14 protein-coding genes are annotated in these 14,850 nt (G+C 71.4%); 10 read left to right on the top strand and 4 right to left on the bottom strand.

The window, feature by feature from the left end; translation table 11 throughout:
* Positions 1–404: 404 nt before the first annotated feature.
* The 5 genes from ACZ4K2_RS29815 (at position 405) to ACZ4K2_RS29795 (ending at position 5,015) form a co-directional block, all read left to right on the top strand.
* Positions 405–902, top strand: coding sequence for a helix-turn-helix domain-containing protein (locus ACZ4K2_RS29815; RefSeq protein ID WP_467769983.1), 498 nt, complete (start codon positions 405–407; stop codon positions 900–902).
* Between the two features lie 8 nt (positions 903–910).
* Positions 911–1,477 carry a TetR/AcrR family transcriptional regulator gene (locus tag ACZ4K2_RS29810; RefSeq protein WP_467479649.1) on the top strand — a complete coding sequence of 189 codons (567 nt, stop codon included), beginning with the start codon at positions 911–913 and terminating at the stop codon, positions 1,475–1,477.
* A 135-nt stretch (positions 1,478–1,612) separates the two neighbouring features.
* Entirely contained in the window at positions 1,613–3,052 is a 1,440-nt protein-coding gene (locus tag ACZ4K2_RS29805) for an MFS transporter (protein WP_467479650.1), read from the top strand.
* Between the two features lie 79 nt (positions 3,053–3,131).
* Positions 3,132–3,572, top strand: a complete 441-nt coding sequence (locus tag ACZ4K2_RS29800; protein ID WP_467479651.1) for an SRPBCC family protein — start codon at positions 3,132–3,134, stop codon at positions 3,570–3,572.
* Positions 3,573–3,653: 81 nt separating this feature from the next.
* Positions 3,654–5,015 (top strand): carotenoid oxygenase family protein, encoded by a 1,362-nt coding sequence (locus tag ACZ4K2_RS29795; RefSeq protein ID WP_467479653.1) that lies wholly within the window; start codon positions 3,654–3,656, stop codon positions 5,013–5,015.
* 536 nt (positions 5,016–5,551) lie between these two features.
* On the opposite strand, the gene ACZ4K2_RS29790 is transcribed toward ACZ4K2_RS29795, so the two are convergent.
* Positions 5,552–6,178 carry a TetR/AcrR family transcriptional regulator gene (locus ACZ4K2_RS29790; protein WP_467479655.1) on the bottom strand — a complete coding sequence of 209 codons (627 nt, stop codon included), beginning with the start codon at positions 6,176–6,178 and terminating at the stop codon, positions 5,552–5,554.
* Between the two features lie 92 nt (positions 6,179–6,270).
* Here ACZ4K2_RS29790 and ACZ4K2_RS29785 point away from each other — a divergent pair, with 92 nt between their 5' ends.
* From ACZ4K2_RS29785 to ACZ4K2_RS29765, 5 genes are all read left to right on the top strand, one after another.
* A complete protein-coding gene (locus ACZ4K2_RS29785) occupies positions 6,271–6,693 on the top strand; it encodes a nuclear transport factor 2 family protein (protein WP_467479657.1) in 423 nt (140 codons plus the stop codon).
* The gene (locus tag ACZ4K2_RS29780; RefSeq protein ID WP_467479659.1) at positions 6,693–7,547 is read left to right on the top strand and encodes an NAD(P)H-binding protein; all 855 of its coding nucleotides are present in this window, start codon (positions 6,693–6,695) and stop codon (positions 7,545–7,547) included. Before ACZ4K2_RS29785 ends, ACZ4K2_RS29780 begins: the two co-directional genes overlap by 1 nt.
* Before the next feature lie 276 nt (positions 7,548–7,823).
* Positions 7,824–8,831, top strand: a complete 1,008-nt coding sequence (locus tag ACZ4K2_RS29775) for a DMT family transporter (protein WP_467479661.1) — start codon at positions 7,824–7,826, stop codon at positions 8,829–8,831.
* A 3-nt stretch (positions 8,832–8,834) separates the two neighbouring features.
* Complete coding sequence (locus ACZ4K2_RS29770; RefSeq protein WP_467479662.1) at positions 8,835–9,821, top strand: LysR family transcriptional regulator; 987 nt, start codon at positions 8,835–8,837, stop codon at positions 9,819–9,821.
* 721 nt (positions 9,822–10,542) lie between these two features.
* Positions 10,543–10,710 carry a DUF6308 family protein gene (locus tag ACZ4K2_RS29765; RefSeq protein WP_467479664.1) on the top strand — a complete coding sequence of 56 codons (168 nt, stop codon included), beginning with the start codon at positions 10,543–10,545 and terminating at the stop codon, positions 10,708–10,710.
* A gap of 993 nt (positions 10,711–11,703) precedes the next feature.
* Here the strand turns inward: ACZ4K2_RS29765 and ACZ4K2_RS29760 are convergent.
* Genes ACZ4K2_RS29760 through ACZ4K2_RS29750 form a run of 3 tightly spaced genes read right to left on the bottom strand, consistent with a single transcriptional unit; the run spans position 11,704 to position 14,826 of the window.
* Positions 11,704–13,272, bottom strand: a complete 1,569-nt coding sequence (locus ACZ4K2_RS29760) for a GMC oxidoreductase (protein ID WP_467479666.1) — start codon at positions 13,270–13,272, stop codon at positions 11,704–11,706.
* 34 nt (positions 13,273–13,306) lie between these two features.
* Entirely contained in the window at positions 13,307–14,176 is an 870-nt protein-coding gene (locus tag ACZ4K2_RS29755) for an alpha/beta fold hydrolase (protein WP_467479668.1), read from the bottom strand.
* On the bottom strand, positions 14,173–14,826 hold the full coding sequence (locus ACZ4K2_RS29750) for a maleylpyruvate isomerase family mycothiol-dependent enzyme (protein WP_467479670.1): 654 nt from the start codon (positions 14,824–14,826) through the stop codon (positions 14,173–14,175). Before ACZ4K2_RS29750 ends, ACZ4K2_RS29755 begins: the two co-directional genes overlap by 4 nt.
* Positions 14,827–14,850 lie beyond the last annotated feature (24 nt).

Raw genomic sequence — 14,850 nt, 5'->3', positions numbered from 1 at the left:
GGGGGGGGGGGGGGGGCCCCCCCCCCCCCCCCCCCCGCCGCGGGCGCGCCCGGGGGGGGGGGCCCCCCCCCCACCCCCCCCGGGGGGGGGGGGGGCCCCCCCCCCCCCCCGCCCCCCCCACCCCCCCACGCCAGGTCAGTGCGAGTCGTTGCCCGGGTGGCAGGGACCGCACGTAGCGACGTCCGCCCACAGCGGCCAGTCGACGTCCCAGCCATCGGCGGCGCCATGACCGAGTCATACGGGTAGTCGCGCATGAGGAGTCCGACCTGCTTGTCCCACAGGGCGGCCGGCACGGCCTCGCGGGCGGATCGGACCGTGCCGGCCGTCGGGCCGGCGGTCACAGAGGGTTCGGCGACGGTAGCCATGGTGCCTCCGGTGCATCGTGCCCCGCGGCTCGGGGCGACGTGCCCAGCACACCGCGCCGGCCGACCCCACTGTGGTCATTTACCGTGCGATGCAACGCCCTTGCACGGCGTGCAAGAAGTCTCGACGTCCATGGGAAGCGCCTCTACCGTGGAACGCCCCCGGCAGTGCGCTATGGGGAGGGTCCCGTGAGCGCAGACCCGCTCTGGAACAGCAAGACGGCACGCCAGTTGGCCGCACAGCGCCTCCCCGGCGCCCTGATCCGCCTCGGCCGTGAGCACCGCGCCTGGACACTGGCCACGCTCGGGCAGCGGATCGGCTGCTCCGCCGCCACCGTCTCGCGGCTGGAACGCCGCGCGCGGGTGGCCGACTTGCGGCTGGTACACCGAGCGGCCGCCGAAGTCGGCGTGCCCGGTGTCGATCCAGGAGGCCCTGTCGTCCCGGAGGCCTGGCCGAGATCCCGACCTCCTCAGACTGGTGCCGAAGAGACGTGCTTCAAGGCAGTCGACAGGTTGACGGCTACAAGTGTGAGTGGTTGAATACTCACATGAGTAGGGAACGAGTCCGCCAGTTGTCCACCGCCGAGGAGCGTCGCGAGACGGTGCTGCGCACCGCCATCGGCGCGTTCGCGGCACGCGGCTACTGGGGCACCACGACGACCGAGGTGGCCAAGGCGGCCGGCATCTCCCAGGCCTACGTCTACCGGCTCTTCCCCAGCAAGGAGTCGCTGTTCGCGGCCGTGGTCGAGCACTGCTTCGTCCAGGTGCGGGCGAGTCTGGAGAGCGCGGCCGCCGAGGCCACCGGCAGCTCACCGGAGGTGGTACTGAAGGCCATGGGTGACGCCTATGCCCGGCTGATCAGCGACAACGACCTGATGCTGATCCAGTTGCACGCCCAGGCCGCGGCCGTCTCCGAGCCCGCGGTGCGCGAGGTGGTCCGCCGGGGCTACGCGCGGCTCGTGGAGTACGTGCGCGGCGCCTCCGGCGGTAGTGAGGAGCAGATCCAGCAGTTCTTCGCCGTCGGCATGCTGTGCCACCTGATCGTCTCGATGGGCACGGACGAGGCGGACGGGCCGTGGATGCGGACGTTGTCGGCGGGCGTCACGCACTACTGAGCAGGATGGTCGGCGGGGTGCGCCCCGCCCCCTCTTCGGTCGCGAGAATGAGTGGTTGACCACTCATATTTTTGGCTCACGAGAGTGAGTGGTTAACCACTCATGGAGGATGAGATGTCCAGGACTTCCGGAACCATGAGAAACCCCGGGGCCGCGCTCGCGGCCCTGGCCGGGGCGCAGTTCACCGTCATGCTGGCCACCTCGATCGTGAACGTGGCCCTGCCGCAGATCCGCGCGGGCGTCGGTCTGTCGGACAGCGGCACCACGTGGGTGGTCAACGCCTACGGTCTGGCTTTCGGGGCGCTGCTCCTGGCCGGCGGTCGCGCCGCGGACCTGCTGGGCCGTCGGACGGTCCTGCTGGCCGGCCTCGCGCTGTTCGGTGCGGCCTCGCTGGCAGCGGGGCTCGCGTCCGCCTCCGACGTCCTGATTGCGGCCCGCGCCGCCCAGGGCCTCGGGGCCGCGGCGATCGCCCCGGCTGCCCTGGCCCTGGTCATGGATCTGTTCCCGCCCGGCCCCGCACGGGGCAAGGCCCTGGGAGTCTGGGGAGCGGTCTCCGGCGCGGGTGGCGCGGCCGGCGTGCTGCTCGGCGGGGTACTGACCCAGGCGCTGGGCTGGCCGTGGATCTTCTACGCCGTCGCGTTCGGCGCGTTCCTGGTCCTGGCCGCGGCCGCCGCCTTCGTGGCCGCGGCGCCGGTGCGGGAGAGCGGGCGGTTCGACGTGCTCGGCACCGCTGCCGTCACGCTCGCGCTGACCGCCCTGGTCTGGGGTCTGACCACGGCCCGCCGTTCCGGCTGGACCGATATACGGGTCCTCGGCGCCTTCGCCGTCGCCGCGGTGCTGACGGTCGCGTTCGTCCGGATCGAGCGCCGCCACCCGAACCCCCTCCTGCCGCCACGCCTGTTCGCCGCGGGTCGGGTCACGGCCGGGAACGTGCTGATGGCGCTGCTGGGCTCGGTCTGGATCGCCTTGTTCTTCTTCCTGCCGCTCTACCAGCAGGAGGTTCTGGGCTCCAGCCCGCTCCTCACCGGCCTCGGCCAACTCCCGCTCGCCGCGGCCAACATGCTCGGCTCCACGCTCGCCCCGCGGATCTCCCGCCGCATCGGCGCCACCGCCACCGTCACCGGCGCGCTGCTCACCGAGGCGGCCGGCCTGCTCTGGCTGTCGCGGATCAGCGCCCACGGCAGCTACGTCGCCGACATACTCGGCCCGAGCATCCTGATCGGGCTGGGCCTGAGCATCGCGTTCGTCCAACTGACCGCGCTGTCCGTCGAGGGCGTCGACCGGCAGGACGCAGGGCTGGCCGGCGGATTGGTCAACACCACCCGTCAGGTCGGCGGGGCGATCGGCCTGGCCGTCCTGGCCACCCTCGCCGGCACCGTCACCGCCCATGCCGCGACCCACCAGCCCCACCTGGAAGCGCTCACCGCCGGCTACCGCACCGCCTTCGGCATCTCGGCCGCGGTGCTGGCCGCCACCGCCCTGCTCGCCGCGGTCCTGACCCGGCGCAGCAGCACCCCCGCAGCAGGGGCATCCGCTCCCGCCGGCACCGCACCCATCGCCACCCACGCCGACTGACCGACCGCCAGACCGGCCCAACCACCAGGCCCAGCACCGGGCCAGTCCACCACCGGATCACCCGAGAGGAACCACCGTCATGTTCACCATCGACGAGACCGCCCCCGTCATCGTCCGCCTGTCCACCGTGATCGACGCCCCGATCGAGACGGTCTGGGCCCTGCACACCGACATCGACTCCTGGGCCGACTGGAACGCCGACGTCGACCAGGCCCAGCTCGACGCCCCGCTGCAGCCCGGCAACTCCTTCCACTGGAAGACCCACGGCCTGGACATCACCTCCACCGTCCGCGAGATCGTCCCCGGCGCGCGACTGGTGTGGGGCGGCCCCGCCAACGGCATCGAGGGCGTCCACGTGTGGACGTTCGAGCAGACCGGCGGCCAGGTCACCGTCCACACCGAGGAGTCCTGGAGCGGCGCCCCCGTCGACGCCGCCGCCCAGGAACTCGGCCAGGCCCTGGAGAACTCCCTGACCACCTGGCTGGCGAGCCTCAAGGCCCGCGCCGAGCAACAGCGCTGACACCACCCCGCCCGGCCCGCAGCCCGGCTCCGCCGCTCACCTCGCCACACGACCGCACGAACTCACCAGAGAGGTCCTGCCATGTCCAGCAAGCCCTACCTGACCGGCCACTACACCCCCGTCGCCGACGAGGTCACCGCCGTCGGCCTGACCGTCGAGGGCACTCTGCCCCCGGAGCTGACCGGCCGGCTGATCCGCAACAGCCACAACCCCAAGCCCGGCGTCACCCCCACCCACTGGTTCAAGGGCAGCGGCATGGTCCACGGCATCCGCCTGCGCGAGGGCCGGGCCGAGTGGTACCGCAACCGCTGGGTCCACACCCCGGCCCTGGACGGCGCCCCCTACCTGACCGACCACGGCCCCGACCTGACCGCCAGCACCGCCGGCACTCACGTCATCGAGCACGCCGGACGCCTGCTCGCCCTGTGCGAGGCCAACTTCCCCTTCGAGCTCACCCCGGAGCTGGAGACGGTCGGCGCCTACGACTTCGACGGCAAGCTGCGCAGCGCGATGACCGCCCACCCGAAGACCGACCCGGTCACCGGCGAGCTGCACTTCTTCGGCTCCTCCCCGTTCCCGCCCTACTTGATGTACTACGTCGCCGACGCCAAGGGCCAGATCACGCACAGCTTCGAGGTGCCCGGCGCCACCGCCTCCCTCAAGCACGACTTCGCCATCACCCGCAACCACGTCGTCTTCGTCGAGGGCACCGTCACCTTCGACCCGACCGAGCACTCCGGCATCCCCTACGGCTGGAACGACGCCCAACCCGCCCGCATCGGCGTCATGCCCCGCGGGCCCCAGGGCGGCGGGAAGATCCGCTGGTTCGCCATCGAGCCGGGCAGCATGCTGCACGCCGCCAACGCCTACGAGGACGCCCAGGGCCGCATCGTCCTGGAGGGTCCGACCGTCGACCGCGAGGGCTTCCAGCTCTCCTGGAACTGGTGGGTCGGCGCCCCCGGCCGCGGAACCGAGCCCAACACCCGCTCCTCCACCCGCCGCTGGGTCGTCGACCTGACCGCCGGCCGCGTCGACGAACAGATCGTCGACGACCTCGCGGTCGAGTTCCCCACCCTCAACGAGGACTACCTCGGCGCGGACAACCGCTACACCTACGCGGTCTCCTTCCCCGACCAGGAGGGCTTCGGCGGCTACGGCATCGTCAAGTACGACCGCACTACCGGCAGCCGCCACATCCACCAGGCCGGCGACGCCCGCCTCCCCAGCGAGGCCGTCTTCGTCCCCGCCGCGGGCGCCACCCGCGAGGACGACGGCTACCTGCTCACCGTCGTCTCCGACCTCAAGCAGGACGCCTCCCAGCTCCTGGTCTTGGACGCCTCCGGTCTGGACACGGTCGCCACCGTCCACCTGCCGCGCCGCGTCACCGGCGGCATCCACGGCTCCTGGATCCCCGACAGCGACCTCGACACCCCCCGCGCCTGAACCACCCCACCGCTCCGGAGACGCGCAAGCAGCCAGCCGACCTGTCCCCGGGGCCGCCCCCAACGTCACTCGACCCACCCGTGAAAGGCCACCACCATGCGCACCCTCACCGCCGCGACTCTCGCCACCGCTACCGCCGTGCTCGTCCTCGCCGCCTGAGGCACCGCCACCCGAGCCCTCGCCGCCGACCAGCCCGCCGGCCCCGGCCACCCTCGCCGCCCAACGCCCGCCAGGGGGCCTCGGCTTTCGTCCGGGCTCACATCACTCAAGGAGAGCCGAGATCTGCTCCCCGTCCCATCGTGCTCTCAAACGGCCAAACGAAGTCCGATCGTCACCCGTGGCCCACGAAATGCAGCAACATGTGGTTCCACATCGGCGCCGCGAGCACCTCGCACGACGCGGCACTGCGGACGCTCCTCATCGAGGTCGGCGACGACGTGGCGCGCAAGATCGACACCTCACGACCGGAACGGTAGTTCCAGCAATCATGACCAAGTTCCATCGATCAGCCGGAGCCCGCTATGACATGAACGCCTTCACTGGTGGCGTTCGACGTCGGTCCAGGTTGTTCGATCCAGTGGCACACGGGCTTCCAGGGCCCTGACGGTGAAGGCCGCCAGCCGAGTCCGCATCTGCTCACGAGTCATCCGCTGTTGGCCGACGAGGTGTTCGACGAGGTCGGCGCGGGTGGCAGCAAGCAGAGCGTGTGCAGTGAAATCACTGTCGGCAAGCCCAGGAATCTGCTCCAGTGCGGCCTGGAGCGTGCTGTGCCACCGCTCGTAGTGTTCTGCCGCGTAAGGGCTGTCGCCGCCGGTTCCCTCCAGTGCCAGGGCGAGGTGGCGGTTTTCGATCTTGAAGCACAGCACGGCGTCGAGGAGGGCGGGTACGCGCTCCAGCGGCGGGGTGGTGGGCCCCAGAGGTGGTGGCCCCTCTTCGACGGCGAGCCGGATCGGTGCGAGCCGCATCTCGTAGAGCGCGTGGATCAGGCCGGTGCGGTCACCGAAGCCGCGGAAGAGCGTTGCCTTGCCGACGCCGGCCGCTGCCGCGATGTCAGCCATGGTGACCGCCTCAGGGCTCCCGCAACGGGCGAAGAGCGTGTCGGCGGCGGCAAGGACGGCCTCCCGGTTGCGAGTGGCGTCCGCGCGTGGCTTGCGTTCGGGCATGCGGTTCCTCCCATTGCAAAACGGACCCTGGGTCCGTATCGTCGAACGCGTGAAACGGACTCAGGGTCCGTATCGTACGGGCGGAGCACCCCATGAGCACGAACACCGCACCGGTGGACCTGTACCGCCGCGGCCTGCAAGCGCTGCTGGACAAGGACATTCCCGCCTGGGTCGACCTGTGGGACGACAACGGGATCTTCGAGTTTCCTTTCGCGCCGGAAGGCTGGCCGAAGCGGCTGGAGGGCAAGGCGGCCGTCGCCGAGTACATGCGTGACTACCCCGACCACATAGACCTCCACGACTTCCCCCACGTGGAGATCCATCAGGCCACCGCCCCCGAGACCATCGTGGCCGAGATGCGCGGTGTCGGCCGTCTGGTGGACACCGGCAGCCCCTTCGACATGTCCTACATCGCCGTGGTCACTGTCAAGAACGGCCTCATCGCCCACTACCGCGACTACTGGAACCCGCTCGCCGTTCAGAACCCCGCCACTCACTTCGCCGAGAGCAACTGATGAACGAATCTCCGAAGTTCACCCTGGTCATCGGGGCCACCGGCACCACCGGGAGCCGCGTCGCCGCCCGACTGGGCGCCACGGGCCGGCGCGTCAAGGCCGCCAGCCGACGCGCCACCCCCGTCGACGGGGCCAGTCCCGTGCGGTTCGACTGGGACGACCCCGCCTCCTTCGAGGGCGCACTCGAAGGCGCGGACCGGGTCTATCTCATCCCGCCGATCGGCTCTCCGGATCCGGCAGCCGTCATGCTGCCCTTTCTCCGGCAGGCCCGCACCGCGGGAGTCCACCGCGCTGTCCTGCTCAGCTCGTCGGCGATCCCCACCGGAGGACCTGCCGTGGGACAGGTTCACCAGGCCCTGCCCGGCCTGTTCTCCCAGTGGGCGGTCCTGCGGCCCTCATGGTTCATGCAGAACTTCACCGCCGACCATGCGCACGCCCGGACCATCCGAGCGGACGGGACCATCCGAACGGCAACCGGCGAGGGCCGCGTCGGGTTCGTCGACGCCGACGACATCGCTGCCGTCGCCGTGCATGTGCTGACCGAGGCGCAGGCCCCGAACACCGACCTGATCATCACCGGGCCCCAAGCCCTGAGCTACGGCGACATCGCCGCCGTCCTCACACAGGTCACCGGCCGGACCATCACCCACCGCCGGCTGACCTACGAGCAGATGCGCGACCGCCTGGCGGCCGACATGCCCGCCGAGTTCGCCGCGCTCCTCGCCGGCATGGACCACGCCATCGCCGAAGGTGCCGAGGACCGCACCACCGACACTGTCCAGCGCCTCACCGGCCGCCCGCCGCGCAGCTTCCGCGCTTTCGCGGAACGGGAGATGATCCGAATCCGGAACTGACATCCACCGGTTCCAACATGCGTGACCAAGTTCCGACTAGCGCGTCCCGGCACACCCGCGAACTGCACGCCCGCGGCCGCCAGGTCGACGTCGATCACCTCCACGTCCATCTCCCGCGCGTCCTCAAGGCGGCCGACTCCTCTGACAGCGCTTGCGGGGGAGCTGATGCGGGTTTTTGTCGATCTTGGTGCACCGATCGCTGGATAAGCACGGCTTACGGTTTCTGCCCCAAAGACTAAATGGAACTTTTGATTCCGGGCAAGGATGCTGGACCCTATGCAGCCACGCATCGCTTCCTCCCGCTTCCTCGCCCTGACCGGCACCGTGGTCCTCTGGGCCTCAGCCTTCCCCGCCATCCGGGTCGGGGTCGACGGTCTGGGGGTGCAGGCCCTGTCGTTCCTGCGGATCGTGATCGCTGCCGTTGCCCTGCTGGCGGTGGCGCCGCTCGCGAAGGTCCGCATACCCCGGCCCCGCGATCTGCCCATGCTCGCCTTGTGCGGGGCGACCGGCATCACCGCCTACCAGCTCCTGCTCAACTGGGGCGAGGTGAACGTGGCGGCCGGTACGGCGAGCCTGTTGATCGCGAGCGTCCCCGCCTTCAGCGTGCTGCTGGGAACCCTGTTCCTCAAAGAGCGGCTGAGCCGCGCCATCGTCCTCGGCAGCATCGTCGCGATCGCCGGCGCGGCCATCGTCAGCATGGCCAAGGGCGCCGGCGGATTTACCGTCTCCGCCCTCACCGTCCTGGCCGCCGCCGTGGTCCAAGGGGTGTACCACGTCGCCACCAAGCCCCTGCTGCGTCACTACACCGGCTTGGAGGTCGCCACCTACGCCATGGTCGCCGGCACGGTCTTCGCTCTGCCGCTGGCCGGCTCCACCTGGCACGCAACCCTGCAGGCACCGGCCGACGCCTTGGCCTGCGCGCTCTACCTGGGCTTGCTTCCCTCCGCGCTCGGCTTCGTCATCTGGGCATACGCCGTTGCCCGACTGCCGCTCGCCACCTCTACCGCCGCCCTGTACCTGGTCGCGCCGGTGGCCCTGGTCATCTCCTTCGTCTGGCTGGGCGAGGTGCCCCACCTCGTCGAGCTGGTGGGCGGAGCGGTCAGCGTCGCGGGAGTGATCATGATCAACCGGCGCGACCCGACGCAGCGCCGCCGCAGAGAGCGGGGAGGCGCCCCCGCCCGCCCAGCGGCCGGCCATCCTGTGACCACGCACGGCGAGAACACCCGCCGCGGTCCGCACCGCATCGTGGAACCCGTCTGCAGCCCCGGCCCGGCCAAGGAGTAGACCGTGCTCGATGTACGTCGCCTGCGCATCCTCCAGCATCTCGCCGCGTACGGGACCGTCGCGGCCACCGCGGAGGCTCTCCACCTGACTCCACCAGCGGTCTCCCAGCACCTTGCCGCCCTGCAAAAGGAGGCCGGCACACCGGTGGTGGAGAAGCAGGGACGCACACTGAGGCTGACCGCAGCCGGCGAACTGCTGGTGGCTCATGCCGAGATCATCCTTGCGGAAATCGCGGCAGCCGAGTCCGGCCTGGCCGCCCTGCAAAGCGGTCGGCGCGGCATCGTGCGGATCACCGCCTTCGCCTCCGCCGCGCGCACCCTCATCGCGCCCCTGTGGCAACGACTGGCCGACATCGATCCCGCCCCGGAGCTGTCGCTGCGACTGTCCGTGCAGGAACCCGACAAAGCCTTCGACGAACTGCACAAGCGATCCACCGACCTCGCCCTCGTCCACAGCTACACCGTGCTGCCACGCAGCTTCCCCGCCACCTACGAGCAAGCCCTCCTCATGGAGGAACCGGTGCTGCTCGCCCTGCATCCCCGCCAGGCCGGCGAGCTGGGTCTACGGCCCGGCCAGCCGGTGGACCTGTCCCGCGCGGCAGACCTGCCGTGGCTCACCCCCGGAGCGGAGACCTCCTGCTACGAAATGATCCAACGCGCCTGCGGCTCGGCCGGCTTCGTCCCGGACATCAGGATCCGTAGCAGCGACTTCACCGTGCTGGCGGCCCTGGTCGCCGCGGGAGCGGGCACCGCCCTCATCCCTCGCATGGCACTACCCGACACCACCGAGTTCCTCAGCCTCCACCCGTTGCTCCACCCCGTCTCCCGGTCCATCTACACCGTCAGCCGCGCAGGAACCGGCAAGCGCCCCGACCTGCGGCGCGTACTGCAACTGCTCCACGACCAAGCCGCAACCCCGACACCGAGCGACTCGCTCACTGACTCCGGCCCGTCAGAGCACGCCCTGACAGACCCTGCCGCAGGGACGTAGTCGGAGCGCCCGCTACCGAGCGCCCCGTGACCCGGCCATCCGATTCCGACGCGGGGGTGTGCCGGCGAGGAGGACAGGGGTGACGCGGCTCTGCCGGTCCAAGGGCTGGAGCGGGAAGGAACCCCTTCCAGGCAGCGGCGGACGCGCAGCAGGCCGCCCAGGCAGCCCCAACCGCTGCCTGGGCGGCCAGTCGTGTGAACTGCCCCACACCGGTCCGATGATTCCGGCATGCTGACGTACATGCCTGGAGAGCAGCCCTGCGGTGCCTTCAGGGATCCGGAGTGACCGAACACACCGAGCACACGGTCCAGACCGCCCCGGACGGCACCCAGAAACCCGTCACCCGCTCATGGACCGGCCCGTGCTCCCAGTGCCACGGCAGCGGCAGCAGCTAGCAGAGGAGACCCACCCATGCGACCGATCTACGTGTGCATCGGATGCGCAGCCACCTACCTGCCGCCCGAGAACCCGACGTCCGGCCCTGCCCCGTCGCCCGCGCACTGCTCCCGACCCGACTGCCAGGCCGCCGCCCGGCGAGCCGCCGAGCTGTCCGGCCTGAGCGAGACCAAGCTGGGAGAGCTGGCCCGGCGCGCCGCAGGCCTGGAAGGCGAACCGCGGCGGCCGCGCAGGGGACGCCCTACCACTACCGGGCGACGCGCAGGTTCTTCACCCGAAGGCGGGCGCGGCAAACTCCACTGACCACGAGATCCGTCTTCGGCTCTTGGCTCGTAAGCGTCCGCGGTTGTTGCCGGTCTACGACCGTGTGGTGCGCTGCGCTCTGGGCCGCCCGCGCCCGTCGTTCTGGCTTGCGCTGCATGCTGCGCTGCGGGTGTGCGATGTGGCGGTGTGGATGGGGCACCGGTCGGAGCGGCACGCCTGTCCACGCTGACTTCGGCCGCGAAGGTGCCCCTCCGGCGTTCTGGCGTGTGAGGGTGACGGATGTGTGACGTTCGCGTGGAGTGGTCCGCGGGGGTGGGGGAGGGGTGTGGACTCACGGCCGGGGTGCTGCCGGCGGGGCGGCGCTGGGGCTGGAGGAGACGGCGCAGGGGCGGGTGGTCGGCGGCTTGTGGTGGGTCAGTTGCGGGTGCAGGAGATCGTTCGCGGGGGCGGGCGGGTCTGTTACACGGTCGTGGATACAGACTGCTCGGTGGTGGGGGAGGCGGACGGGTTCCTGCGTACCTGCCGGGCGGGTACGGACCGTACGTACGCGTATGTGCTGGTGGATCATCTGCGGTGGCTGCGGTTCGCGGGCCTGGACACGGGGTCGGTGTCCCTTGAGGAGTGGACTACGGCCGGTGCTGATCTGCCCCGACCGCCCGGCGATCAGCCCCACCACCCGGCTCTGCCAGCAACACCGGACCAGGTGCCTGCACGACGATGACTGCAAAGACCTGTCCGAGGTCCTCTCGGACGGCTACCAGGAGTCTTGCAGGTCAACAGCTGTGCTGTTGCAGCGCGCGCTGGGCAGTTCAAGCCGGATGGGGCGGTTCAGGTACCCGGAGGCAGTCGGGCGGGTGCCGTTCGAGGCTCACGCCGACATATCCGGGACGGTCGCCTGTCCGCCCGCGGTACCCGGTACCGGCGCTGTCCCGCGGTCACGTTCGGTGCGGTCCGCCGGTGGCGGATGGCCGTCGGCGTGGTGCCGCGGTGCCCACCAACTAGCAGGGGTACGCAATGCGAGGTGGGCGACGTGGTCGAAGAACGGGTCGTTCATGGCATCACTCTGTGACTTCGCACCGGTGGCGGCACGATAGGAAGCGCCGCACGAGTGGTGCGTGCCGCCCGGCCTGTGCGGCACGCGTGCTCCAGAAGGGGCTGGCGGGATGCCGGGACGCCCACTGTCGTGCCTGCTAGACCGCCGCCCCGGCCCCGGCCGCGGCGCTCAGTCGAGGAAGTCGGCAACGACGTGGTCCAGGCAGTGCTCGACGACCGCTGCTACCGTCAGGGCGGGATTGGCGGCACCGGCGCTCCCGGGCAACAGGGCACCGTCCAGGCAGTACAGCCCCGGATGGCCGTGGAGTCGGCCGTAGGCGTCGCCGGCCTCGCCCAGCCGGACACCGCCGACCGCGTGGGCCACGACTGGCCGGGAGGCGGGCAGCGGGACGAGTGTGGCGCCGGGCAGGTGCCGGGCCACGCGGCGCATCACCTCCTCGACCCGCGACCTGTCCGCCGTCCCGTCGTGCGGGTCCCAGTCGAGACGGGTTGCGCCGTCCGTCGTCCATCGCCAGGCGCCGTGGTGTCCGGGCACGCTCATGCCCAGGCATACGAGGCCTCCGCCGTCGATGGGCACCGTCAGCGGAGAGTGCATGACTCCCACGGTGCCGGCGTCGTCGTGGACCATCGTCGAGGAGGGACCGCCCTGGGGGAGGTCCCCGGTCAGGGCCGCCGTGCGGATCAGGGCGATGTGGTCGCCGTTGGAGCCCCAGCCCTCGCCGACGGACGGGTGCAGGCGCCCGAGGCCCCCCGTTTCCCTGGCCGTCAGGAGCAGGCGGGGCGTGTGCACCCCGGCGGCGAGCACCAGACGGTCACAGCGGAATGCCACCCGCTCGAGCACGGTGCCGTCCCCGGCCAGGTGCTCGGCGAGCACCCGATAGCCGCCCGACCGGTCCGCGGACAGGTCCGTCACCCGGTGCAGCGGGCGCACGGAGGTCCTGCCCGTCGCCTCCGCCCGGGCCAGGTAGGTGCGGTCCGCGCTGATCCTGGCCCCGCTGTCGCAGCCGGTGAAGTGGTACTGGCCGGTGATCGCTGCGGGCGGTCGCACACCGTCCAGTTCCTCGCGCACCACGTCGAAGTCGAAACCGCTGTGGATGGTCTCGCTCGGCAGGCCGGACGCGCGCACCGCATCGTCCCACAGCCGGTGTGCACGGTAGGGCGCCCGGTCCAGGAGGTCCGCGGGAAACGGCGCCCCGCTCAGCCGGCGCCGTGCACGGGGATAGTGGACGCCGGCGAGCTCCTCGTAGTCGGGTCCCGTCGGGAAGATCCGGTGGAACGCCTCGGGCCGCGGCTGGGCCAGCACGCCGCCGTAGACGAGGGTGCTCCCTCCGACGCCGGCACCGCACAGGACGAACGCCTGCTCCTGCCCGATGACGTCGAGCAGCCCGGTGGAGCGCGGCATCGCCGCCTCGACCGCGTCGAACAAGGCCGACCACGGGGCCGACCGCAGGGCCGGGAACGGCGTGGACTCGGCGTCCAGCCAGACGAGCCTTTCGTCAACCGAGGGGAAGACGGGGAAGGTGCCGCCGCCGGGGCGGACGGGCCAGCGCCGGCCGCGCTCCAGCACCACACTGCGCACGCCGGCCTCGGCGAGCCGGTAGGCGGCGATGCTCCCGCCCAGCCCGCAGCCCACGATGACGACGTCGTGCCGCTCCTCGCGCTCCGGCCGCGGTCCGCCGGCCGCGACGGTGGAGAGGCCGGACGAACGGGCGAGGCCGCCCAGGATCGTGCCTGTCATGTGCAGCTCCTAGATGGCTCGGTGGCGGACGGGGTCACGGCACGCGGTCGGGGCCGTCACGCACGAACGGGCCGACGGCGTCCATGAAGTCCACGTGCCGGTCCAGGTACGAAACGTGCCCGGCGCCGGAGATCAGGACGAAGCGCCCGGCCGGCAGCCGGCGTGCCGCCGCCCGCCCCTGCCAGGGGGGCAGGAGCATGTCGGTGGCACCCCACACGACCAGCACCGGGATGCGCAGGCCGGCGAGCCGGTCGACGACAAGGATGTCGCGGCGCTGACCGGTCAGGTCCGCGCACGTCCTGAAGACCTCCAGCGACGTCCGCACGGCCTGCCGCGAACGGGACAGCCGCACCTGGGCGTGCCAGGTCTGCCGGGGCACCCGCCAGGGCCGGCGGAGCAGCAGCAGACTGGAGAGGGTCAGCGCCACCTCGGCTCCGGGGAGTGCGACGAGGCAGGACAGCAGGTCGGCGGCCCGCGCGGGCAGCAGGCCCAAGGCGACGGCGGCGGGATGGGCCGCCCGGCCCAGTCCGCTGGAGTCCACCAGGATCAGGCGCTCAACGCGAGGGGAATAGGAGATGGCCAGCTCGGCGGCGACACAGCCGCCGTAACTGTGTCCGACGGCGGTGACGCGGTCGATGCCCAGCGTGTCGAGGAAGTCCGCGAGAAACGACGCCATGCGGGCCGGCTCCACGCCGGGCAGCGGTCCGGTGCCGCCGAAGCCCGGCAGGACCGGGGCCACCACGCGGCAGGTGTCGCCGAGCTCCCGCATCACCGGGAACCAGTCGCGCGCGCTGGACGCGGCGCCGGACACCAGGAGCACCGGCCGGCCCTCGCCGTATTCGTAGAAGAGGGTGGAGACACCGTCGACCAGTGTGCGCCGAGCGTTGACGGGATGCGGGCTCACGCGATCACTCCTCGACCCGGTTGGCCTTGCGTGCCGATGGTCCCTGGCGCGCCGGCCCCGATGAACCGCAGCTCCGGGGCGACGGCGTCGCGCCCGGCCAACCACATGCCCAGCGCCTCCCTGGTGCCCAGCACCTCGGGCGGGCGCAAGACGCCGGGAGGACCGATCGGAGGATGCCCGTCCGTGGGCACGACGCGGTACCTGAGGGCCCGCAGATTCGACTGGCAGCTCAGCATCGCCCCGTCCCACAGGATGAACGTAGGTACGGACGCAGGCAGTTGGCGTGCCAGTCCAATACCCCGGATGATGTCCTGGTGGTGAACCGACAGGTCGCCCAGCACGATGAGCGTTGCCAGCCGGCTGCTCCAGGCGGGCCGTGCGGCCCACCGGCGTGCCTCGGCCATCAGGCGGTGCCGCGGCAGCCGGCGCGCCCGCCGCACCTGCCGGTCATTGGCGGCCGTGAGGCACCGCCACGGCCGGTAGGAGGCCAGCGGCCGGTCGACGCCGAGCAGGTGCCCGAGGACGTCTCGCGGCGACCATCCCGCACACAGGGTGGGGCCCGCCTCGAACATGTCGTCGGGCAGGTCGTCCAAGGTGCGCAGCAGGCGTCTTCTCTCCGCCCGCAGTTCCGTCTCCAGAGAGAACCACACCGTTCCTTTACCTCCTCGTCGTCG

The sequence above is a fragment of the Streptomyces sp. NPDC025833 genome (assembly GCF_055558055.1).
Note: the sequence above shows the minus strand (reverse complement) of the source record. Positions and strands in the feature narration are given on the sequence as shown.

Bases quoted from the DNA above. Each gene is read 5' to 3' on its own strand.
- ACZ4K2_RS29810 (WP_467479649.1), top strand. From the start codon at position 911: ATGAGTAGGGAACGAGTCCGCCAGTTGTCCACCGCCGAGGAGCGTCGC.
- ACZ4K2_RS29805 (WP_467479650.1), top strand. From the start codon at position 1,613: ATGAGAAACCCCGGGGCCGCGCTCGCGGCCCTGGCCGGGGCGCAGTTC.
- ACZ4K2_RS29800 (WP_467479651.1), top strand. From the start codon at position 3,132: ATGTTCACCATCGACGAGACCGCCCCCGTCATCGTCCGCCTGTCCACC.
- ACZ4K2_RS29795 (WP_467479653.1), top strand. From the start codon at position 3,654: ATGTCCAGCAAGCCCTACCTGACCGGCCACTACACCCCCGTCGCCGAC.
- ACZ4K2_RS29790 (WP_467479655.1), bottom strand. From the start codon at position 6,178: ATGCCCGAACGCAAGCCACGCGCGGACGCCACTCGCAACCGGGAGGCC.
- ACZ4K2_RS29785 (WP_467479657.1), top strand. From the start codon at position 6,271: ATGAGCACGAACACCGCACCGGTGGACCTGTACCGCCGCGGCCTGCAA.
- ACZ4K2_RS29780 (WP_467479659.1), top strand. From the start codon at position 6,693: ATGAACGAATCTCCGAAGTTCACCCTGGTCATCGGGGCCACCGGCACC.
- ACZ4K2_RS29775 (WP_467479661.1), top strand. From the start codon at position 7,824: ATGCAGCCACGCATCGCTTCCTCCCGCTTCCTCGCCCTGACCGGCACC.
- ACZ4K2_RS29760 (WP_467479666.1), bottom strand. From the start codon at position 13,272: ATGACAGGCACGATCCTGGGCGGCCTCGCCCGTTCGTCCGGCCTCTCC.